At 58.0% G+C, this 22,110-nt stretch carries 20 protein-coding genes; 14 read left to right on the top strand and 6 right to left on the bottom strand.

The annotated features are described in order from the left end of the window. Nucleotides 1–6 precede the first annotated feature (6 nt). Together hslU and AC6I8F_RS00560 are read left to right on the top strand one after the other, a co-directional pair. Nucleotides 7–1,341 carry an ATP-dependent protease ATPase subunit HslU gene (gene hslU / locus AC6I8F_RS00565; protein ID WP_021506842.1) on the top strand — a complete coding sequence of 445 codons (1,335 nt, stop codon included), beginning with the start codon at nt 7–9 and terminating at the stop codon, nt 1,339–1,341. A gap of 148 nt (nt 1,342–1,489) precedes the next feature. Next, nucleotides 1,490–1,852: a YibL family ribosome-associated protein gene (locus AC6I8F_RS00560; protein WP_021506843.1), complete on the top strand. Its 363-nt coding sequence runs from the start codon at nt 1,490–1,492 to the stop codon at nt 1,850–1,852. Nucleotides 1,853–1,858: 6 nt separating this feature from the next. Here the strand turns inward: AC6I8F_RS00560 and AC6I8F_RS00555 are convergent, their stop codons facing one another. From AC6I8F_RS00555 to AC6I8F_RS00545, 3 genes are all read right to left on the bottom strand, one after another. Next, nucleotides 1,859–2,821, bottom strand: coding sequence for a VirK/YbjX family protein (locus AC6I8F_RS00555; RefSeq protein ID WP_058775583.1), 963 nt, complete (start codon nt 2,819–2,821; stop codon nt 1,859–1,861). Between the two features lie 177 nt (nt 2,822–2,998). Continuing rightward, complete coding sequence (gene sodA, locus AC6I8F_RS00550) at nt 2,999–3,616, bottom strand: superoxide dismutase [Mn] (RefSeq protein ID WP_021506845.1); 618 nt, start codon at nt 3,614–3,616, stop codon at nt 2,999–3,001. Between the two features lie 158 nt (nt 3,617–3,774). After that, nucleotides 3,775–4,800, bottom strand: a complete 1,026-nt coding sequence (locus AC6I8F_RS00545; RefSeq protein WP_498028386.1) for a LacI family DNA-binding transcriptional regulator — start codon at nt 4,798–4,800, stop codon at nt 3,775–3,777. 312 nt (nt 4,801–5,112) lie between these two features. Here AC6I8F_RS00545 and AC6I8F_RS00540 point away from each other — a divergent pair, with 312 nt between their 5' ends. Genes AC6I8F_RS00540 through alsE form a run of 4 tightly spaced genes read left to right on the top strand, consistent with a single transcriptional unit; the run spans nt 5,113 to nt 7,867 of the window. Further along, entirely contained in the window at nt 5,113–5,553 is a 441-nt protein-coding gene (locus AC6I8F_RS00540) for a PTS sugar transporter subunit IIA (RefSeq protein ID WP_021506847.1), read from the top strand. 19 nt (nt 5,554–5,572) lie between these two features. Further along, nucleotides 5,573–5,839, top strand: a complete 267-nt coding sequence (locus AC6I8F_RS00535) for a PTS sugar transporter subunit IIB (protein WP_021313417.1) — start codon at nt 5,573–5,575, stop codon at nt 5,837–5,839. A gap of 35 nt (nt 5,840–5,874) precedes the next feature. Continuing rightward, nucleotides 5,875–7,137 (top strand): PTS ascorbate transporter subunit IIC, encoded by a 1,263-nt coding sequence (gene ulaA / locus AC6I8F_RS00530; protein ID WP_058758148.1) that lies wholly within the window; start codon nt 5,875–5,877, stop codon nt 7,135–7,137. A gap of 49 nt (nt 7,138–7,186) precedes the next feature. After that, nucleotides 7,187–7,867 carry a D-allulose 6-phosphate 3-epimerase gene (gene alsE / locus AC6I8F_RS00525; protein ID WP_166712451.1) on the top strand — a complete coding sequence of 227 codons (681 nt, stop codon included), beginning with the start codon at nt 7,187–7,189 and terminating at the stop codon, nt 7,865–7,867. A gap of 92 nt (nt 7,868–7,959) precedes the next feature. Here the strand turns inward: alsE and AC6I8F_RS00520 are convergent, their stop codons facing one another. Continuing rightward, nucleotides 7,960–9,300, bottom strand: coding sequence for an aspartate aminotransferase family protein (locus AC6I8F_RS00520; protein ID WP_166712449.1), 1,341 nt, complete (start codon nt 9,298–9,300; stop codon nt 7,960–7,962). Between the two features lie 173 nt (nt 9,301–9,473). Here AC6I8F_RS00520 and AC6I8F_RS00515 point away from each other — a divergent pair, with 173 nt between their 5' ends. Beyond that, nucleotides 9,474–10,247, top strand: a complete 774-nt coding sequence (locus AC6I8F_RS00515) for a DeoR/GlpR family DNA-binding transcription regulator (protein WP_021506851.1) — start codon at nt 9,474–9,476, stop codon at nt 10,245–10,247. A 39-nt stretch (nt 10,248–10,286) separates the two neighbouring features. Here AC6I8F_RS00515 and AC6I8F_RS00510 read toward each other — a convergent pair whose 3' ends face one another. Together AC6I8F_RS00510 and fdhD are read right to left on the bottom strand one after the other, a co-directional pair. Continuing rightward, nucleotides 10,287–11,402 carry a glycosyltransferase family 9 protein gene (locus AC6I8F_RS00510; RefSeq protein WP_152390315.1) on the bottom strand — a complete coding sequence of 372 codons (1,116 nt, stop codon included), beginning with the start codon at nt 11,400–11,402 and terminating at the stop codon, nt 10,287–10,289. Between the two features lie 204 nt (nt 11,403–11,606). Next, nucleotides 11,607–12,437 carry a formate dehydrogenase accessory sulfurtransferase FdhD gene (gene fdhD / locus AC6I8F_RS00505; protein ID WP_058770769.1) on the bottom strand — a complete coding sequence of 277 codons (831 nt, stop codon included), beginning with the start codon at nt 12,435–12,437 and terminating at the stop codon, nt 11,607–11,609. A 143-nt stretch (nt 12,438–12,580) separates the two neighbouring features. Here fdhD and fdnG point away from each other — a divergent pair, with 143 nt between their 5' ends. The 7 genes from fdnG (at nt 12,581) to selB (ending at nt 22,088) form a co-directional block, all read left to right on the top strand. Further along, nucleotides 12,581–15,628 carry a formate dehydrogenase-N subunit alpha gene (gene fdnG / locus AC6I8F_RS00500; protein ID WP_081049407.1) on the top strand — a complete coding sequence of 1,016 codons (3,048 nt, stop codon included), beginning with the start codon at nt 12,581–12,583 and terminating at the stop codon, nt 15,626–15,628. 12 nt (nt 15,629–15,640) lie between these two features. Then, nucleotides 15,641–16,540 carry a formate dehydrogenase subunit beta gene (gene fdxH / locus AC6I8F_RS00495; protein ID WP_498028385.1) on the top strand — a complete coding sequence of 300 codons (900 nt, stop codon included), beginning with the start codon at nt 15,641–15,643 and terminating at the stop codon, nt 16,538–16,540. Next, nucleotides 16,540–17,181, top strand: coding sequence for a formate dehydrogenase cytochrome b556 subunit (gene fdoI, locus AC6I8F_RS00490; RefSeq protein ID WP_125311334.1), 642 nt, complete (start codon nt 16,540–16,542; stop codon nt 17,179–17,181). The genes fdxH and fdoI overlap by 1 nt, the downstream gene beginning before the upstream one ends. Then, nucleotides 17,181–18,107, top strand: a complete 927-nt coding sequence (gene fdhE / locus AC6I8F_RS00485; protein WP_058770768.1) for a formate dehydrogenase accessory protein FdhE — start codon at nt 17,181–17,183, stop codon at nt 18,105–18,107. Before fdoI ends, fdhE begins: the two co-directional genes overlap by 1 nt. 131 nt (nt 18,108–18,238) lie before the next feature. Then, nucleotides 18,239–18,850: a glutathione S-transferase gene (locus AC6I8F_RS00480; RefSeq protein WP_021506859.1), complete on the top strand. Its 612-nt coding sequence runs from the start codon at nt 18,239–18,241 to the stop codon at nt 18,848–18,850. An 8-nt stretch (nt 18,851–18,858) separates the two neighbouring features. Then, on the top strand, nt 18,859–20,238 hold the full coding sequence (gene selA, locus AC6I8F_RS00475) for an L-seryl-tRNA(Sec) selenium transferase (protein WP_498028384.1): 1,380 nt from the start codon (nt 18,859–18,861) through the stop codon (nt 20,236–20,238). After that, on the top strand, nt 20,235–22,088 hold the full coding sequence (gene selB / locus AC6I8F_RS00470; protein ID WP_152390312.1) for a selenocysteine-specific translation elongation factor: 1,854 nt from the start codon (nt 20,235–20,237) through the stop codon (nt 22,086–22,088). The genes selA and selB overlap by 4 nt, the downstream gene beginning before the upstream one ends. Nucleotides 22,089–22,110: the final 22 nt, after the last annotated feature.

The following is a 22,110-nucleotide window of genomic DNA, read 5'->3' as shown; positions in this document are numbered from 1 at the left end:
AAAACCATGTCTGAGATGACTCCACGCGAGATTGTCAGCGAGCTTAACCGCTTCATCATCGGCCAGGACGGCGCCAAAAAAGCGGTCGCCATTGCGCTGCGTAACCGCTGGCGCCGCATGCAGCTTGACGAAGAGCTGCGCCATGAAGTGACCCCAAAAAATATCCTGATGATCGGCCCGACCGGCGTCGGTAAAACCGAAATCGCCCGCCGTCTGGCGAAGCTGGCCAATGCGCCATTCATCAAAGTTGAAGCCACTAAATTCACCGAAGTCGGCTATGTCGGGAAAGAAGTGGATTCGATTATTCGCGATTTGACGGACTCCGCCATCAAGATGGTGCGCAGCCAGGCGATCGAGAAAAACAAATACCGCGCTGAAGAGATGGCAGAAGATCGCATTCTGGATGTGCTGATCCCGCCAGCGAAAAACAACTGGGGCCAGCCGGAGCAGAGCGCTGAGCCGTCCGCTGCGCGCCAGTCGTTCCGCAAAAAACTGCGCGAAGGCCAGCTGGATGACAAAGAGATTGAGATCGATCTGGCTGCTGCGCCGATGGGCGTTGAAATCATGGCGCCTCCGGGCATGGAAGAGATGACCAGCCAGCTGCAGTCGATGTTCCAGAACCTCGGCGGTCAGAAGCAGAAACCGCGTAAGCTGAAAATCAAAGATGCGATGAAGCTGCTGATTGAAGAAGAAGCGGCCAAGCTGGTGAATCCGGAAGAGCTGAAGCAGGACGCCATCGACGCGGTTGAACAGCACGGTATCGTGTTCATCGACGAAATCGACAAAATCTGTAAGCGCGGCGGCCAGTCGTCGGGCCCGGATGTGTCACGTGAGGGCGTACAGCGCGATCTGCTGCCACTGGTGGAAGGCTGCACCGTGTCCACTAAACACGGCATGGTCAAAACCGACCATATCCTGTTTATCGCCTCCGGTGCGTTCCAGGTGGCCAGCCCGTCGGATCTGATTCCGGAGCTGCAGGGTCGTCTGCCGATTCGCGTTGAGCTGCAGGCGCTGACGGTCAATGATTTCGAACGCATCCTGACCGAGCCGAACGCGTCCGTGACAGTACAGTACAAAGCGCTGATGGGCACCGAAGGCGTTAACGTTGAATTCACTGAAGACGGCATCCGTCGCATCGCCGAAGCGGCGTGGCAGGTGAACGAAACCACCGAGAACATCGGTGCACGTCGTCTGCACACCGTGCTGGAGCGTCTGATGGAAGATATCTCCTACGACGCCAGCGATCGCCACGGCGAATCGATCACCATCGATGCCGAATACGTTGGTCAGCATCTGGATGAACTGGTGGCCGACGAAGATCTCAGCCGCTTCATTCTGTAATTCCAGTCAATACCCAGCCTTGCGCTGGGTATTTTTTTTCCCGCCCGCCCGCTGCACCCGATTATCCCGTTGCCTCTGTTGTCGCTGCGCTGCAAAAGCGGGCGGATTTGATGTATCCTTTGCCTGTTTTCCTTAATGAGTTTTCCCAATGAAAGAACAAGAAAAAGCCGAGATTAAACGTCTCAGCGACCAGCTGGACGCGCTGAATCGCAAAGAACCGCAGCTGCTGGAAGCGGGCGATGCCGAAAAGCTTGGCGCGCTGCTGAAAGAGAAAGAGACGCTGGTGCAGGAAATTGAGCGTCTGCGCAACGTGCGCGAAGAGAAGCTGAGCAAAGAAGCCCAGCAGCTGAAAAAGCTGCCGTTCAGCCGTGAAATCACCAAAAAAGAGCAGGCTAACATGGGCGCGCTGAAGAAAAGCGTGCGCGGCCTGGTGGTGGTACACCCGATGACCGCGCTGGGACGCGAGATGGGGCTAAAGGTGATGACCGGCTACGCGAAGCAGCCGTTCTGATTGCCGTTACGCGGCGTGGGCCACGTCGCGTTCTGCCCCGGCAGCCTGCAGCACCTGCTGCGCCAGCGTATCCAGCAAGGCATAGCGGCGGCGATACTCCGCGCGCTTCTTGCTGGCAATCTCTTCCAGATCTTTACGTGCCATGCTCAGTGGCAGCGTAAACAACTCATCACCACGCATTTCCCCGCCCAGTGACAGCCAGAACTCGCTATAGCTGGCAAAGAATTTGTCACCTTTGCTGTGACGGTAGCGCAGACTGCGGAAAACATGGGTGGTATCGCCAACCGCGGTAATGGCCTGTACGCCGCACTGTGCCGCCAGAATAAATACCGCTTCCATCAGCAGACGCTTGGGAAATACGCCGTGCGCGGCTTTGGTGGCATCGCGAATAACGTCACTGGAAATATGTTTCCGCGGCCCCTGCAAGCCCCCAATTAATAGCGTGCACTGCTGCTGCTCCTGAATAATAGAGAATGACAGCGAGGCCAGCGTCATGTCCTGATAATTAAGCAGCAGCGTAATTTCCCCTTCCCGGTCGTAATGGCCGGAGCAGCAATAAAGCGCAAACTGCTCCTCGTTTTTGCCGGTGAAACGGGCAAGAAGATTACCGCTCGGGCTCAGCAGCAACTGGCGCAGCTGATTATTCGCCAGCTTATCCATCAATTGATAATGATCGAGAATCGCCTGCGCACGCTGCGCCACGCTGAAACCGGCGCGCAAATAGGGACGATGCGGCTTAGCCGGCAGTAAGCCCTGGCTGTTTAACAGCTGCGGCAGAAAAGAGAGTTTGGCCAGCTGATGGAGATAATTAAAAGTGGTCAGTGGAAATACCGCTGACCTTAAGGCAAATTTCAGTCGAAATTGCTGGCTATTCCACAGCTTATTTGGCCGCAGCTTTCCACTGACTAAAGGTATAAACAGCGCGGCCGACGAAACGGAGTCCGGCTCAGAATGTGTAATAATAGACATGATTATTTTTACGTCGCGAGATAACTGAAGGCTACTGTATGCCCCAAATTATCAACGGCGCGTTAATAACCACTTTAGCCTGGTCATGACGTGGAGTTTGTTGAGCTGCGGTTTAGGATGGCGATAAAAAAACCGGTGCACGCAGGCACCGGTTATTCACATAGCGTAAGCCAGAACTTATTTTGCCGAGGCGAAACGTGCCGCTGCTTCGTCCCAGTTCACCACGTTCCAGAACGCTTTGATGTAGTCAGGGCGCTTGTTCTGATACTTCAGATAGTAAGCGTGCTCCCACACATCCAGACCGATGATTGGGAAACCAGACACGCCGGCGATGGCTTCGCCCATCAGTGGGTTGTCCTGGTTAGCGGTTGAAACGACCGCCAGCTTGTCGCCTTTTTTCACCAGCCACGCCCAGCCAGAGCCAAAACGGGTCGCAGCCGCTTTCTCGAACTCTTCCTGGAATTTCTCAACGCTACCGAAATCTTTTTCGATTGCCGCTTTCAGGTCGCCCTGCAGCGTGGTGCCGGTTTTCAGGCCTTTCCAGAACAGGCTGTGGTTAGCGTGGCCGCCAGCGTTGTTACGCAGTGGGCCTTTTTTGTCTGCTGGCAGCTGATCCAGTTTGGTGATCAGTTCATCAACCGGCAGGTTTGCGAATTCGGTACCTTCCAGCGCCGCGTTGGCGTTGTTAACGTAGGTCTGGTGATGTTTAGTGTGATGGATTTCCATCGTCTGCTTGTCGAAGTGCGGTTCCAGTGCGTCGTAGGCGTACGGCAGGGATGGCAGTGAATAACTCATGTTCTTCCTCTCCATTTAGTGTTTGGCAGCACAACCTTGCTGGTGTGCCGCATAAGCAGTCGGATCATTATAGTTAAAATCATGATCCGGAAAAGGGTTATCAATGCCTTAGTAATGATAAGGATTTGATCAATCTGGCAAAAGGTGCGCACACACGGCTACGCCTTGTGTGTACTGGCGCGCAGCTTAAGCTGCACCGGCAACTCATTGATGGCAGGCGGCTCGTCGCCGTTGAGCGCCGCCAGCAGGCGTTTACCGGCCATGCGCCCCATCTCCTCGTACGGCAGCACAATGCTGGTCAGCGGCGGCGAACATACCGCCGCCAGCGGGCCACCGCCGATGCTGGCAATCGCCAGCTGGCTGGGCACCGAGACGCCGGCCGCGTGACAGGCCATGATGGCGCCGCACGCCACTTCATCGCTGGTACAGATCAGGACGTCCAGTTCCGGCCAGGTGAGACGGATCTCTGCCAGCAGGCTGTGGCCGGCGGCAAAGGTGGGCATTTTTGGTGAGGTCACTACGCGGTGCGGTGCCAGATTCAGCGCCAGCATCCCGCTGTGCCAGCCGTTGAGCAGCTGACGGAAAATAGTGCTGTGCGTTTGTGTGCACAGCAGGCCGGGATGGCGATAGCCGCGCTCCACCAGGCTGTTTACCAGCTGGCGAATGGCTTTCGCATAGTCCACGCCGATGCTAATGCCGGCAGAATCCTGATGCACGCCGCCGATGTCCATCACCGGCAGGCCGGAATTGCTCAGCAGGCGCTGCGCTTCGGCGGCATTGTCGAAATTGAAGTGCACCATCGCGGCCGGGTTGTAAGAGAGCAGCATCTCGATCAGCTCGCTCTCCTCCGCCGCCGAATGATTGGCTTCGGCCAGCATCATGTTATAGCCCTGCGGCCGCAGCACCCCCTGCAGCGCCTCTGACACAATCGCGCTGCCCGGCGTAGCAAAAGAGGGTACCACCATGGTGATCAGCCGCGACGAGGCCGACGCCAGGTTACGCGCCTGCACGTTGGGCACATAGGCCAGTTCCGCGACGGCCGCGTCGATCCTTGCGCGAATTTCGGGCGACACTTTCTCCGGCATACGCAAAGCGCGCGACGCCGTCATGGCGCTGACACCGACCAAACGGGCAACATCGGCCAGCGTGCTTTTGCCGGTACTGCGCCGTCGTTTTTCTGTCATGCGTTCTCCTGTCTCTACCCTGCTGGTTCCGGGTAGCGCTCGATTTATCCGCACGCAGCTTAAAACCAAAAGCAAATTGGTGCCATGTTAAAAACCACAGAATCGGGCATGTCTCATTGGCTGCGTGATTTTCGCTGGCCTGAGCATGTCACCCCGGCCTCAGCGTGACAAACCGCGCGCGCAAAAATGTTATCGCTAACACACTTTTTAACATCACTCGTGTTAGCGCTAACTTTTGCGAGCAACATCACAGAACCCAGGCGATAAAATCACCTACAGTGCACCGCATCGACGAATAAACAGGAATTACTGATGCTCACTCAATGGCTGACACCGCAACATATCCGGGTAATAGACGACGTTAGCGACTGGCAGGAAGCGGTGCGTTTATCGGCCGAGCCGCTGCTGGCGGAGGGGGCAATTACCCCGGCTTATCTGGATGCGATCTTTACCTCGCACGCTGAGCTGGGGCCCTATTATGTGCTGGCGCCGGGTCTGGCGATGCCACATGCGCGTCCGGAACAGGGTGCGCGCAAAAACGGCCTGTCGCTGCTGCATGTAAAACAAGGCGTGAATTTTGCCGCCGATGAAAACGACCCGGTATTTGTCGTTATTATGCTGTGCGCCCTGTCTGGCGACGATCATATTCAGATGATCACCGCGCTGGCTGAGGTGTTCAGCGACGAATCCCGCCTGCAGCAGTTGCTGTCGGCATCGACCCTGCCAGCGATTGAAGCTGTCATTAAAGATTAATCACCAGAGAAACCTGAAAATGAAAAAAGTACTGATTGTGTGTGGAAACGGTTTAGGCAGCAGCTTCATTGTGGAAATGAACGTGAAGAAAATTATTAAGGAGCTGGGTAAAGAGGCTGAAGTGGGTCATACCGATTTAACCTCTGCCAAATCTGAGCAGGCCGATATTATCATCAGCGCTAAAGATATCGCTGACCAGCTGTCGAGCCACAGCGCACAGGTATTTGGCCTGAGCAATTTACTGGATAACGCCAGAATCAAAGAAATTCTCGCCGACAACCTGTAATTGACCCGACGAAATTTACTCACACGGAGTAATTTATGCTGCAGTTTATAATTAAGGATGTTCTTGGAACACCCGCTATACTTGTCGGCCTTTTTTCCCTGATTGGTTTATTACTGCAAAAGAAACCGGTATCCGATGTGATTTCCGGTACGCTAAAAACCATCATGGGTTTTGTTATTCTTATCGCCGGGGCCAACTTAATTGCGGCCACCCTGACCATCTTCAGCCAGCTATTCGAGCACTCGTTCAATATTCAGGGCGTAGTGCCGAATACTGATGCAATGGCCGCGCTGGCACAGAAAAACTACGGTACCGAAACCGCGATGATCATGGTGTTCGGTATGCTGGTGAATATTGTGCTGGCGCGCATCACGCCGCTGAAATACATCTTCCTGACCGGGCACCATACGCTGTATATGTCAGCCATGCTGGCGGTGATCCTGTCAGTGGGCGGCGTGCACGGCTTCTGGCTGGTGCTGATCGGTTCGCTGATTCTCGGCACCATGATGGTGGTATGTCCGGCGATTCTGCAGCCGTTCACCCGCAAAATTACCAATTCGGACGATCTGGCGCTGGGCCACTTTGGCTCCACCGGCTACCTGCTGTCGGCGCTGGTCGGCAAAGCGGTGGGCAAAGGCAGCCCGTCGATTGAAGAGCTGAAAGTACCGAAAACCCTCAACTTCCTGCGCGACTCGTCCGTGGCAATTTCGCTAACCATGATGATTCTGTTTGTCGCGCTGGTGCTGGTCGCCGGTAAAGAGTTTACCGAAAGCCAGGTGAGCGGCGGCCAGAACTTCATCGTCTTTGCCATTATCCAGTCGATCACCTTTGCTGCGGGCGTTTACATCATTCTTGCCGGTGTACGCATGGTGATTGCCGAGATCGTCCCGGCGTTCAAAGGCATCGCCGATAAACTGGTGCCAAACGCTAAACCGGCGCTGGATTGCCCGACGGTCTTCCCGTTCGCGCCGAACGCCGTGATCATCGGCTTCCTGTGCAGCTTCGCCGCCGGGCTGATCAGCATGTTCCTGTGCCCGCTGTTCGGTCTGAGCGTGATTGTGCCGGGCCTGGTGCCGCACTTCTTCTGCGGCGCGACCGCTGGCGTCTACGGCAACATCACCGGCGGACGGCGCGGTGCCATCATCGGTTCCTTTGTTCAGGGGCTGCTGATCTCCTTCCTGCCCGCCATTCTGCTGCCGCTGATGGGTGACCTTGGCTTCGCGTCCACCACCTTTGGTGATGCGGACTTCGGTATCGTCGGCATTGTGCTCGGCCATATTATTTCGTTCTTCCATTGATGTCACAGACAGCGCCTGCGGGCGCTGTTTGCGTAATGAGGAAATCAGCATGAACGCCCGCTTTTCACCGTCCCTGATGTGCATGGATTTGACCCGCTTCCGCGAGCAGATCGAAGCGATGAACGCCAGCGCCTCGTTCTATCATGTCGATATTATGGATGGCAGCTATGTTAAGAATATTACGCTGTCGCCGTTCTTTATTGAGAACCTGCGTAAAATTACCGATGTGCCGATTGATGTGCATTTAATGGTGAACCACCCGGAAGATATTATTCCGATGTGCATTGACGCCGGCGCGGATATTATCAGTTTCCATCCGGAGACGGCGAATAACAAAATTTTCCGTCTGCTGACGCAAATTAAAGAGGCCGGCCGTCGCTGCGGCGTGGTGCTGAATCCGGCTACGCCAGCCGACAGCATTCGTGAATATGCGCATCTGCTGGATAAAGTGACGGTGATGTCGGTCGATCCCGGCTTCGCCGGGCAGAAATTTATTCCGGAAACGCTGAACAAAATTCGCCAGCTGATCGCTATGCGGGAAACGCACGGTTATCACTATCTGACCGAAATCGATGGGTCGTGCAATGCGCGCACCTTTAAGCAGATTGCCGCCTCGGGCGTCGACGTGTTTATTGTCGGCACCTCCGGCCTGTTCAATCTCGACGATGATGTGGCGCAGGCGTGGCAGAAGATGGAGCAGATTTTTGCGCAGGAAACTGCCACAGCGTGATGTCCTTTCACGCCCTGCCAGATGCGCATCAACGCGCATCTGGCACATTATGCTGAAGGGTCGCCATTCATGGCGACCTGATATCTGAATAATTAACGCCCCAGCTCGGTCAGCGACTTATCCAGCGCTCCCACCAGCCAGTCGATATCACCGCTCTGGAACGCCAGCGGCGGACGCAGTTTCAGCACGTTGCCGTACGGCCCGGCCACCGACGTCAGCACATGGTGATCGCGCAGTTTCTCGATCAAATCCAGCGCCAGCGCTTTGTCCGGCATCTTACTGCTGCGATCCTGCACCAGCTCAAACCCGATAAACAGCCCGGCACCGCGCACATCACCAATGCAGTCATGGCGATCCATCAGCTTCTGCAGCTCCGCCAGCAACTGTGCGCCGACCACACGGCTGTGCTCCTGCAGCCCTTCTTCCTGAATCACCGTCAGCACCGCCTGCGCAGCCGCCATCGCCACCGGGTTACCGCCGAAGGTATTGAAGTAAGGGATCTCATCGCTGAACGCCGCCAGCACGTCGCTTTTCGCCAGCAGGCCGGAAACCGGAATGCCGTTGCCCATCGGCTTACCGGTGGTGACCACATCCGGCACCACGCCGTGACGGGCAAAGCCCCAGAAGGCATCGCCGGTGCGGGCAAAGCCGGGCTGCACTTCATCAGCGATAAAAATGCCGCCGTTAGCATGCACCACATCCACCGCTTGCTGCAGGAATCCGCGCGGATTAGGCAGCACGCCGTCGGAGGAGAAGATCGAGTCGGCGAGGAAACCGGCGAATTTAATGCCGTGCGCTTTCATGTCATCAATCTGCTGCTGTATCTGATCGGCGAACCATGCCCCGAGGTCGGGCGCATCGACACGATAAGCATCCGGCGGTGGCACCAGGCGGGTGGTCGGTGCCAGCGGCTGACCGCTACCCAGCGCCGGTGACGCGCCAGAGGTCAAATCACTGGTACCGTGGTACGCCTCCTGCGAGACAATAATGCCGGTGCCGCCGCTCCAGGCGCGCGCCACGCGAATCGCCAAATCGTTGGCTTCTGAGCCGGTACACATATACATGGCGCGGTCGATGGCTTCCGGCGTGGTCGCCAGCAACGCTTCGCTGTAGTCAAGAATGCGCTCGTGCAGATAACGCGTGTGCGTGTTCAGCATCTTCATCTGCTGATTCACCGCCTCAATGACCGCCGGATGGCAGTGGCCGATGCTCGCCACATTGTTATACACATCCAGATATTTGTTACCCGCCGCATCCCACAAATACTGCCCTTCGCCGCGCACCAGATGCACCGGCTTGCGATAAAACAGACGATACGATTCGCCCAGCACTTTGCTGCGCTTGTCCGTCAGAGTGCGGGTGGCCGGATCCAGCGCGTCGGCGTGTTCGGCGCGAAAACTGTTGGTATCCATGATGGTGGAACGTGTAACCATGGTAACTCCCGTTGCGAACGTGAAAGGGGTGTTTGCAGCCTGATCTCTGCGAACATCATGCCTGCTTTAGTGAAAAATGCAACCAAATACACAAATACAACCAAATACACATGACGCCACGATGACACTCAGGTAAGCTTAGGCCCAGCTTCGCTCTGCCACAGGGAAACGTCATGCTGCAGGAAACCCGTTTACATCGCATCCGCGCGCTGCTGAGCACGCAACATCAGCTCAGCACTGAACGCATCATCAAAGAGCTGGGCATTTCACGGGAAACGGCACGGCGCGATATCATTTCGCTTGAGGCGCAGGGGCTGGCGCGCCGCGTACATGGCGGTCTGGTGGCGCTGGAGAGCCCGCCGGAGCCGCCGCTGCAGGTGCGCCGTAACGCACAGGCCAGAGAGAAACGCGCGATTGCCGCCGCGGCGGTACAACATCTGCAGCCCGGCCAGACGCTGTTCCTCGATGCCGGCACCACCACCACGCTGCTGGCTGAAGAGCTGCGCACCATGTCCGGCCTGACCATCATCACCAACAGTCTGCAGGCGGCACTGGCGCTCAGCGCGGCCGAAGAGCATGAAACCCTGAATAACCAGGTGCTGCTGCTGGGCGGCATGATGATGGCCGGCGCGCAGCAGACGCGGGGAGAAATGACGGTGGGGGAAATTTATCGATATCGCGCCGACGTGGCGCTGCTGTCACCGGTCGGCATCGATGCCCGAAACGGCGCCAGCAGCTTCCATCCGCATGAAGCCGCCATCGCGCACGCCATGGTACAGCAGGCCAGCCGCACCCTGCTGCTGGCGGATCACAGCAAACTCGGCGTGATCAGCCGTACCCAGTACGCCCCTGTCGGCGATATCGATCTGTTGATTTGCGACGGCGGCGCGGCAAAGCCCGGTGCGCTCAACGCTCTGCAGCAGGCGTTAGCGGTGCAGGTGGTGTAAGGCACGGTCACCGTACTGACGGCACGGTGACCTCATCGATTATGGCTGAACCAGCGTGTGGATTTTTTGGCTTATTTTCTCAACCAGCCGTCCGTCATTTTTAAAAACAAACTCATCGGAAAATATCTGATGGCCGTTACTGTAGCCAGGCGACCACAGCTGATTATTTTTCAGTGAGTCCTGATAGATGCCAACCAGTGCTTTGTTATAAGCCGCCGAGATATGCACCACGGCGGTATCGGGAGTAATCACGCAATCACTTTGCTTAACCGCAGCGAAAGCGTGATACAGCGAGGGAACGCGGTATAACTTCGCGGGGTGCAGCGACGCCTGTTCCAGCGCGCCTTTGTGATCGAGCACCACGATATTGGTGGCCGCATTGTGCCTGACAATCGCCCCGATTAGCTCATTCAGCTGCTGCTCAGAGAGGTCACGATCGGCATGACTGGCATAAATATTGATTAAAATATTGTGCTCATCAGCGGAAAACATGCCGGACTGGTGAATTTCGGCATCAATTCGCTCAGGGTAAAATATTTCATAATTCAGTCCATCAACCGTCTCAACCTGAAGATAGTCAAGAACCGCACGATAGATATTTTTAACGTGGTTATTAAGGTGATCGAACTGAATGTTGATATCGTAAGGTTTAAGCCAGCCAGGCTTGTTGAAACCCAGCGTCATTTTAGGATTGATATCGGCAATCATTTTGGGCATATACAGCGCGGTTTGCCAGATAGCCGTATCGATCAATAAATCGTAAGCATTGTCTCTCAGGAGGGTCACGACCTCACTCCCGATGGCGGTGTCATATTTATCGCGCTGATGACAATCGCTGAAACTGTCCGAGAGATAGATGTTGTGAATATACGGGTTATGTCGGAAAAGGCTCTCATTCTCCTTTACCGCCAGAATATCTACACGATACCCGGCTTCAAACAGCGCTCTGAGAAAACACGTAGAAACAATGGCATCGCCGATTTTACCTTCATTGCGAACCAGCAGAATGGATTTGATATCCTGTTTATTCTGTTTGTGGCATGAAGACTTTTTCCATTTCCTTGCTGCAAAATAAAGATCAAGAGAATATTTAATCTCTTTCTTTAAATAATTACGCCTGCGATTCAGCTGCCGCAGCTTTTTAATTAAAGCCATAATGGATATATTATTATTGATTGAGACGTTAATGATAGCGCATCAACTTCTTCATTCCTATCAAAAAGAATGTCACATTAAAAACTATTGCATGCATATTATTTAGCAGGCTAACCAGAAAAGCGCAGCGTAATAAAAGATTGCCTGACACATCCCGGTACGCCGCACGCCGCGAACGATGAAATCCCCGGCATGTACCGCACATCAACCGTTAATCAGACGCTGCGGATGGCTGTACACCGTGGCGCGTCCCGGTTTAGAAAAACCGACCAGCGTCAGGTTACAGCGCTCGGCCACTTCAACGGCCAGCTGGGTGGCGGCCGAGACGGCAAACAGAATCTCTACGCCGCACATGGCAGATTTTTGCACCATCTCATAGCTGGCGCGGCTGGAAACCAGCACCGCACCCTGCTGCCAGTGCTGCTGGCTGCGCTGACCCAGCAGCTTATCCAGCGCCACGTGGCGACCCACGTCTTCGCAGCCGCCCTGCAGTTCGCCCCGCGGCGACATCCACGCGGCGGCGTGCGTACAGCCGGTCAGATTGCCGATGGGCTGGAAATCGCGCAGCTGTGCCAGCCCGTTATCAAGGCAGGCCAGATCGAAGGTCTGCGTAAACGGCAGCGGCTGCACCGGCTTGCCGATTTGATCCAGCTGCTCCACCCCGCATACGCCGCAACCGGTGCGGCCCGCCATGGCGCGACGCTGCGCCTTCAGCGCCATAAAACGCCGGCTGGAGAGTTCGATCTGCACTTCGAACCCATTGCAGCCCGGCACCACATCCATGCCATAGATCTCGCCGGGTTGCTCAATAATGCCTTCGGAGAGCGAAAAACCGAGCGCAAAAGCCTGCAGATTATCCGGCGTCGCCATCATCACCACGTGTGAAATGCCGTTGTAGACCAGCGCCACCGGCACTTCCTGCGCCAGCCAGTCGCTTTCCGCTTCAGTAATCGCGTGGCGCTGCCATACGGTGGTCTGGCTCAGTCCTGCGATCTCATTCACATTCTGGTTACTTTTTTGCTGTTTCGCTTTCACTTCTCTCGTCTCGCATAACAACCACATTAAAGTAGTGGTAATATCAGGTCGCTTTTGACGCAATCCTGCGTGGAGCCATTCTGAACCCCGGCTCCATCCAGCGCAAAAAAATTATTACAGCAATGTCGACTCAAGGATTACCCATGAACGTCAGCCGAAGAAAATTCTTCAAGATCTGCGCTGGCGGTATGGCAGGAACCACGGCAGCACTGCTCGGCTTTACGCCGGAAGCCGCGCTGGCGGAAACACGGCAGTATAAGTTGCTGCGTGCCCGCGAAACCCGTAATACCTGCACTTACTGCTCAGTCGGCTGTGGCCTGTTAATGTACAGCCTCGGCGATGGCGCGAAAAACGCCAAAGAGACCATTTTCCACATCGAAGGGGATCCGGACCATCCGGTGAGCCGCGGCGCGCTCTGTCCGAAAGGCGCGGGCCTGCTTGATTTTGTCCACAGCGACAGCCGTCTGAAATATCCGGAATACCGTGCGCCAGGCTCCGACAAATGGCAGCGCATCAGCTGGGATGACGCCTTTACGCGCATCGCGCAGCTGATGAAAGCCGATCGCGACGCCAACTTTATCGCGCAGAACGCCGCCGGCGTGACGGTAAACCGCTGGCTCTCCACCGGCATGCTGTGCGCTTCGGCCTCCAGCAACGAAACCGGCTACTTAACGCAAAAATTTACCCGATCGCTCGGTATGCTGGCGGTCGACAACCAGGCACGCGTCTGACACGGACCAACGGTAGCAAGTCTTGCTCCAACATTTGGTCGCGGTGCGATGACCAACCACTGGGTCGACATCCGTAATGCCAATCTGGTTGTGGTGATGGGCGGAAACGCTGCTGAGGCGCATCCGGTCGGTTTCCGCTGGGCGATGGAAGCCAAAATTCACAACAAAGCCAAACTGATTGTTATCGATCCGCGCTTCACGCGCACGGCATCGGTGGCAGACTTTTACACGCCTATCCGCCCCGGCACCGACATTGCCTTCCTGTCGGGAGTACTGCTGTGGCTGCTGCAGAATGACAAAATCCAGCATGAATATGTGCAGGCGTACACCAATGCCAGCCTGATCGTGCGGGAGGATTACCATTTCGACGACGGCCTGTTCAGCGGCTACGACGAAGCCAATCGCAAATATGACAAAACCAGCTGGAACTACGAGCTGGGCGACGACGGCTTTGCCAAACGCGATGACAGCCTGAGCCATCCGCGCTGCGTCTGGAATCTGCTGAAGCAGCACGTCAGCCGTTATACGCCGGAAATGGTCGAGCGCATCTGCGGCACGCCAAAGGCGGATTTCCTGCACGTCTGTGAGCTGATTGGCGAAACCAGCGCGCGCGACCGCACCACCTCGTTCCTGTATGCGCTGGGCTGGACACAGCACTCCGTCGGGGCGCAGAACATTCGCACCATGGCGATGATTCAGCTGCTGCTGGGCAATATGGGGATGGCCGGCGGCGGCGTCAATGCGCTGCGCGGACACTCCAATATTCAGGGTCTGACCGATCTCGGCCTGCTGTCGCAAAGCCTGCCGGGCTATATGACGCTGCCGTCGGAAAAACAGACCGATCTCACCAGCTATCTGGCGGCGAACACGCCGAAGCCGACGCTGCCGGGCCAGGTGAATTACTGGGGCAACTACCCGAAATTCTTCGTCAGCATGATGAAAGCCTTCTTTGGCGATAAAGCGCAGGCGGAGAACAGCTGGGGCTTTGACTGGCTGCCGAAGTGGGACAAAGGCTACGACGTGCTGCAGTACTTCGAGATGATGTCGCAGGGCAAGGTCAACGGCTATCTGTGCCAGGGCTTTAACCCGGTGGCGTCGTTCCCGAACAAGCGCAAAGTGATCGATTCGCTGTCGAAGCTGAAGTTCCTCGTCACCATCGACCCGCTCAACACCGAAACCTCGACCTTCTGGCAAAATCACGGCGAGTTTAACGATGTCGATCCGGCGCAGATTCAGACCGAAGTGTTCCGTCTGCCGTCAACCTGCTTTGCCGAGGAGAACGGCTCAATCGTCAACTCCGGCCGCTGGCTGCAGTGGCACTGGAAAGGTCAGGATGCGCCGGGCGAAGCGCTCAACGACGGTGAAATTCTCTCCGGTATCTATCTGCGCCTGCGTGAGATGTATGCGCGCGAAGGCGGTGCACAGCCAGAGCCGGTACTGAACATGACCTGGAACTACCTGACGCCCGACAATCCGGCCTCGGAAGAGGTGGCGATGGAGAGCAACGGCAAAGCGCTGGCGGACATCTACGATGACAAAGGCACGCTGCTGGTGAAAAAAGGCCAGCAGCTCAGCACTTTTGCTCATCTGAAAGATGACGGCAGCACCAGCAGCGGCTGCTGGATTTTCGCCGGTAGCTGGACACCGGACGGTAACCAGATGGCGCGCCGCGATAACACCGATCCGAGCGGGCTGGGTAATACGCTGAACTGGAGCTGGGCGTGGCCGCTGAACCGCCGCATCCTGTATAACCGCGCCTCCGCCGACCCGCAGGGCAACCCGTGGGATCCGAAACGCCAGATCCTCAAATGGGATGGCAGCAAGTGGGGCGGTATGGATATTCCGGACTACAGCACGGCCGCGCCGGGCAGTAACGTCGGGCCGTTTATCATGCAGCCGGAAGGCATGGGCCGCCTGTTCGCCATCGACAAAATGGCAGAAGGACCGTTCCCGGAGCACTACGAGCCGTTTGAAACGCCGCTCGGCACCAACCCGCTGCATCCTGACGTGGTCTCCAACCCGGCCGCGCGCGTGTTCAAAGACGATCTGGCGGCGATGGGCAAAGCGGAGCAGTTCCCGTATGTCGGCACCACGTATCGTCTGACCGAGCATTTCCATTACTGGACCAAACACGCGTTGCTCAACGCTATCGCGCAGCCGGAACAGTTTGTGGAGATTGGCGAGAAGCTGGCGAACAAGCTCGGCATCGCCCAGGGCGATACGGTGAAAGTGAGCTCCAACCGCGGCTATATCAAAGCCAAAGCGGTGGTCACCAAGCGCCTGCGGCCGCTCAACGTCGATGGCAAAACTGTCGATACCATTGGCATCCCGATTCACTGGGGCTATCAGGGCGTGGCGAAAAAAGGCTTTATCGCCAATACCCTGACGCCGTTTGTCGGTGACGCCAACACGCAAACGCCGGAGTTTAAGGCGTTCCTGGTTAACGTCGAGAAGGTGTAACGGAGAACGAAGATGGCTTATCAATCGCAAGACATTATCCGCCGCTCCGCCACCAATGGTTTCACGCCTGCCCCGCAGGCGCGTGACCATCAGCAGGAAGTGGCGAAACTGATCGACGTCACCACCTGCATCGGCTGTAAAGCGTGTCAGGTGGCGTGTTCAGAGTGGAACGACATCCGCGACGAGGTCGGTCATAACGTCGGGGTGTATGACAACCCGGCGGATTTGACCGCCAAATCCTGGACGGTGATGCGTTTCTCGGAAGTCGAGGAGAACGGCAAGCTGGAGTGGCTGATCCGCAAGGATGGCTGCATGCACTGTGCCGACCCCGGCTGTCTGAAAGCCTGCCCGTCGGAAGGCGCGATTATTCAGTACGCGAACGGGATCGTCGATTTTCAGTCGGAACAGTGCATTGGCTGCGGCTACTGCATCGCCGGCTGTCCGTTTGACGTGCCGCGGCTGAATAAAGACGACAACCGCGTGTATAAATGCACGCTGTGCGTCGATCGCGTTAACGTCGGTCAGGAACCGGCGTGCGTGAAAACCTGTCCGACCGGGGCGATTCATTTCGGCAGCAAAAGCGACATGCAGCAGCTGGCTGCCGATCGCGTCGCCGAGCTGAACACGCGCGGCTATGCCAACGCCGGGCTGTACGATCCGGCTGGCGTCGGCGGCACGCACGTCATGTACGTGCTGCACCACGCCGACAAACCGCAGCTGTATCACGGCCTGCCGGCTAACCCGAACATCAGCCCGGCGGTCACCTTCTGGAAAGGCGTCTGGAAACCGCTGGCTGCTATCGGCTTTGCCGCCACCTTCGCCGCCGCGGTGTTCCACTACGTTGGTGTCGGTCCGAACCGGGTGGAAGAGGACGACGACGAAAACCTGCATGAAAAAGAGGAGCGCGAATGATGAAAAAGCGCGATCGTCTGGTGCGCTACAGCGCGCCGGAACGCATCAATCACTGGATTGTCGCGTTCTGTTTTGTGTTTGCCGCGCTCAGCGGACTGGGTTTCTTTTTCCCGTCGTTTAACTGGCTGATGCACGTGCTCGGCACGCCACAGCTGGCGCGTATTCTGCACCCGTTCGTCGGCGTGGTGATGTTTGCAGCCTTTATTATCATGTTCTTACGCTACTGGAAGCACAATCTTATCCAGCGCGAAGATCTGGTATGGGCGAAAAATATCCGCAAAATCGTGCGTAATGAAGAGGTGGGCGATACCGGGAAATACAACTTCGGGCAGAAGTGTGTGTTCTGGGCTGCTATCATCAGCTTAGTCTTGCTGCTGGCGAGCGGAATTGTCATCTGGCGCCCCTGGTTCGCCGGGTACTTCACCATTCCGCTGATTCGCGCCGCGCTGGTGGTGCATTCGGTCTCGGCTGTGGCACTGATCATGACGATTATGGTGCATATTTATGCCGCCCTGTGGGTGAAAGGCACCATTACCGCCATGGTTGAGGGCTGGGTACCGGCCGCGTGGGCGAAGAAACATCACCCACGCTGGTATCGCGAGCAGCGCCAACGCCAAACACAACAGGAAAAACGTCCCTGATGAGTATTCGCATCATCCCGCAGGAGCAGCTGGAGAAGAGCGAAAAGAACACGGCGGAGCAAGTTCCGCCGTTACTTTTCCCCCGGCTGAAAAATCTCTACAGCCGCCGTGCGGCGCGGTTGCGTGATCTGGCGGCGAAAAATCCACTGGGCGACTACCTGCGTTTTGCCGCGGTGATCGCGCAGGCCCAGGAAATCGTGCTGTATGACCATCCGCTGCAGATCGATCTGCATCAGCGGCTGGCAGAGAGCGCGCAGCAGGGCAAACCGCCGCTGGATATCCACACTTATCCGCGCGATGTGCACTGGCAGCGGCTGCTGCATTCGCTGATCGCCGAGCTGAAGCCAGAGATGAGCGGCCAGGCGCTGGCGGTGCTGGAGAATCTGGAGAAGGCCTCGTCCACCGAGCTGGAAACCCTTGCCAGCGCGCTGCTGGAAGGCGAATTCGCCCAGGTCAGCAGTGATAAAGCCCCGTTCATCTGGGCGGCGCTGTCAATTTACTGGGCGCAGATGGCGGCGATGATCCCCGGCAAAGCGCGGGCCGAGTATGGCGAGCACCGTCAGTTCTGCCCGGTGTGCGCCAGTGTGCCGGTCGCCAGCGTGGTGCACATGGACGTTGGCCAGCAGGGTCTGCGCTATCTGCACTGTAACCTGTGCGAAAGCGAGTGGTACGTGGTGCGCAGCAAGTGCTCGAACTGCGAGCAAACGCGCGATCTGCATTACTGGTCGCTGGACAGCGAGCAGGCCGCCGTGAAAGCCGAAAGCTGCGGCGACTGCGGTACCTACCTGAAGATGCTATACCAGGAGAAAGATCCGGCGCTGGAACCGGTGGCCGACGATCTCGCCTCGCTGGTGCTGGATGCCCGCATGGAGCAGGAAGGATTCGCGCGCAGCAGCCTGAATCCGTTTATGTTTCCCGGGGATTGATGCAGTAAATTTACTCATCCTGCGATTTGTAGCGGCGCGATTTATCGCGCGGTTTTGCACCATCAAACCCTGCGCGATAAATCGCGCCGCTACAATGTGGAGCCTGGCATTTATCGCAACGGAGACATCTGATGAAACTGATTGGCAGCTATACCAGCCCGTTTGTGCGCAAAATCTCAGTGATCCTGCTGGAAAAGGGCCTGGTGTTTGAATTCGTCAACCACTCTCCGTGGGAGCCTGACAGCCACGTCCCGCAGTACAATCCGCTGGGTAAAGTGCCGGCCTTCATTGATGACCAGCAGCTGACCTGGTTTGACTCCTCAATTATTGCTCAGGTGATTGAGCTGCGTGGCGATGCGCCTGCCCTGCTGCCCGACGACGCACTGCGCGCCCTGCAGATCCGCCAGCTGGAGAAGCTGGCCGACGGCATCAATGATGCGGCGGTGATGATCGTGCGCGAACAGATGCGTCCCGGCGATCGGCAATCGGAAGAGGTGCTGCTACGTAATCGCGAGAAAATCGCGCGCGGCCTCGACGCGCTGGAAACCGCCGCCGCACAGGGCGAGTTGCTCAACAGCGGCACGCTCAACCTCGCCGATATCGCTACCGGCTGCACCCTGGGCTATCTCAATTTTCGCCGCGTGCTGCCCAACTGGTGCGTCAATCGCCCGGCGCTGGTTAAACTGGCAGAAACGCTGTTCGAGCGGGAAAGCTTTGCCCGTACGGTTCCGCCCACCCACTAAGTGATGTGATGAAAGCCCTCTACAGTCAGCTCCCTGCCATCGACAGCCTGCTGCGCGATCCGGCGCTGCAGCCGCTGCTGGCACAATCCGGTACCGCCTTTATCACGCGCCAGCTGCGCGGCATGCAGCAGGAGGCGCGCGACCACATTCAGCAACATCAATCGTTACCGCACTGGCACGCCAGCTGGCCGGATGAAGCGCTGCGCCGCGCACAGCAGCAGCAGCAAAGCGCGTTGCGCCCGGTGTTTAACCTGACCGGCACCGTGCTGCACACCAACCTCGGGCGCGCGCAGCTCAGCGATCGCGCCATCGCGGCGGTCAGCGCCTGTTTGCGCCAGCCGGTAACGCTGGAGTATGCGCTGGACGACGCGGCGCGCGGCCATCGCGATCGCGCGGTCAGCGCACTGCTGTGCGAGCTAACCGGCGCCGAAGCTGCCTGTATCGTCAATAACAACGCCGCGGCGGTACTGCTGATGCTGGCCAGCCTGGCAGCGGGCCGCGACGTGATTATGTCGCGCGGCGAACTGGTGGAGATCGGCGGCGCATTCCGTATCCCTGACGTGATGCGCCAGGCGGGCTGCCGATTGGTGGAGGTCGGCACCACCAATCGCACCCATCTGAAGGATTATCGCGGCGCCATCGCCGGGGATAGCGGCCTGCTGATGAAGGTACATACCAGTAATTACCAGATTCAGGGCTTTACCCATGCCGTGTCTGAAGCCGAGCTGGTGCAGTTAGGCGACGCGCACGGCCTGCCGGTGATCAGCGATCTCGGCAGCGGTTCGCTGGTGGATATGACGGCGTACGGGTTGCCGCCTGAACCGATGCCGCAGCAGCTGATTGCGGCCGGCGTGAGCCTGGTGAGTTTCTCCGGTGACAAACTGCTGGGTGGCCCGCAGGCCGGGATTATCGTCGGCAAAAAAGCGCTGATTGACCAGCTGCAACAGCATCCGCTGAAGCGCGCACTGCGCGTCGATAAAATGACGCTGGCGGCGCTGGAAGCGACGCTGCAGCTCTACCGTCAGCCGGAAACCCTGCACGAGGCGCTGCCGACACTGCGCCTGCTGACGCGCAGCGCGCACGATATTCTGCAACAGGCTGAACGTCTGATGCCGGCGCTGGAGCACGCCTTTAGCGCCGATTTTTCGCTGGCGATCGCCGCCTGTTCCTCGCAAATTGGCAGCGGTTCGCTGCCGGTCGAACGTCTGCCCAGCTTTGCTATCACCTTCACGCCACGCGACGGTCACGGCAGCCAGCTCAACGCCCTGGCGCAACGCTGGCGCCAGCTGGCACGCCCGGTGATTGGCCGCCTGCAGGAGGGCAAACTGTGGCTGGATTTACGCTGCCTTGATGACGAAGCCTCCCTGATACGGACCTTAGTACCATGATTATTGCCACGGCCGGACATGTCGATCACGGTAAAACCGCACTGTTGCAGGCCCTGACCGGTGTTGATGCCGATCGCCTGCCGGAAGAGAAACGGCGCGGCATGACCATCGATCTCGGTTATGCCTACTGGCCGCAGCCCGATGGCCGCACGCTGGGCTTCATTGATGTGCCTGGCCATGAAAAATTTCTCGCCAACATGCTGGCCGGCATCGGCGGCATTCATCATGCGCTGCTGGTGGTGGCCTGTGACGATGGCGTGATGCCGCAGACCCGTGAGCATTTACAGCTGCTGAGCCTCGCCGGACAGCCGCCGCTGAGCGTGGCGCTGACCAAAGCCGACCGCGTCGATGCCGCACGCATCGCGGAGGTGCAGCAGCAGGTCGCGCAGCTCACGCAGCAGCTCGGCTGGCCAGCGGCAGCGCAGTTTGTTACCAGCAGCCATACGCAGCAGGGCATTGAAACGCTGCGCCAGCACCTCAACAGCCTGAACGCACCGGCGTTTGAGCCTGGCCGCCGTTTCCGGCTCGCCATCGACCGCGCTTTCACGCTGAAAGGCACCGGGCTGGTAGTCACCGGCACCGCGCTGAGCGGTGAAGTCAGGGTGGGCGACACGCTGTGGCTCAGCAGCCTGAACCTGCCGCTGCGCGTGCGGGCGCTGCATGCGCAGAACCAGCCAGTGACGCGCGCGCAGGCGGGCGAGCGCATCGCGCTGAATATCGTCGGTGACGTAGAGAAAGCACAGATTACGCGCGGCGACTGGCTGCTGGCACAGCCGCGTCCCGCCGGCACGCAGCGGCTGATCGTCGCACTGCGCCTGCTGCAGCCGCTGAAAACGGCCTCACAGCCGGTGCATCTGCATCACGCGGCCAGCCACGTCACCGGCCGCTTAACGCAGCTCACGGACGATGTGGCTGAACTGGTGCTCAGCCAGCCGCTGTGGCTGGCGGAAAACGATCGGATAATTATTCGCGACAGCAATGCGCAGCACACGCTGGGCGGCGGACGCGTACTGCTGTGCGACAGCAAAAAGCGCGGTAAACGCCAGCCGGACTACCTGCAGTGGCTGCAACAGCTGGCCGCGGCGCGGGATGACAGCGCCAGCCTGCAGGCGCATCTGGCGTATCAACCGGCCGCGTATGACGAGCTCGGCTGGGCGCGCCAGCTCACTGCGTCGGCGCTGGACGCGCTGCTGCTGCCGCTGAATCCGGTGCGGCTGGGGACCAGCCTGATGAGCGACACCATGGCCAGCGCCTGGCAGCAGCGTTTACGGGAAGCGCTGAGCGCCTTCCACCAGCAGCATCCGGAGCTGCCGGGCATCGGCCACGATCGCCTGCGCCGTGTGGCGCTGCCGCATGCGCCGGCACCGCTGGTGCCGGGATTAATCGACCAGATGCTGGCACAAGGCGAGCTGCGGCAGAAACAGGGCTGGATGCACCTTCCCGACTTCGCGCCGCGCTTTAATCCGCAGGAAGCCACGCTGTGGCAGCAGGTCGAGCCGCTGTTCAGCGACCAGCCGCTGTGGGTGCGCGACATTGCCGATACGCTGCAGCAGGATGAAGAGCAGATTCGCGGTTTATTGCTCACCGCGGCGCGTCTCGGTCATATCACAGCGATCGTGCGCGATCGCTACTACCGCAGCGCGCAGATCCAGATCTTCGCCGATCTGATTCGTCAGCGCGCTGCCGCCGGAGGCAGCACCAGCGCCGCCGACTTCCGCAACCAGCTGGGTACCGGCCGCAAAGTCGCAGTGCAGATTCTGGAATTCTTTGACCGCAGCGGCTTTACCCGCCGTCGCGGTAACGATCACCTGCTGCGCGACGCGCGCCTGTTCACCTCTTCTGCCGCCTGAAACAAAAAAAGGGACGATTGCT

The sequence above is a fragment of the gamma proteobacterium symbiont of Axiagastus rosmarus genome (genome assembly GCF_059730925.1).
Note: the sequence above shows the minus strand (reverse complement) of the source record. Positions and strands in the feature narration are given on the sequence as shown.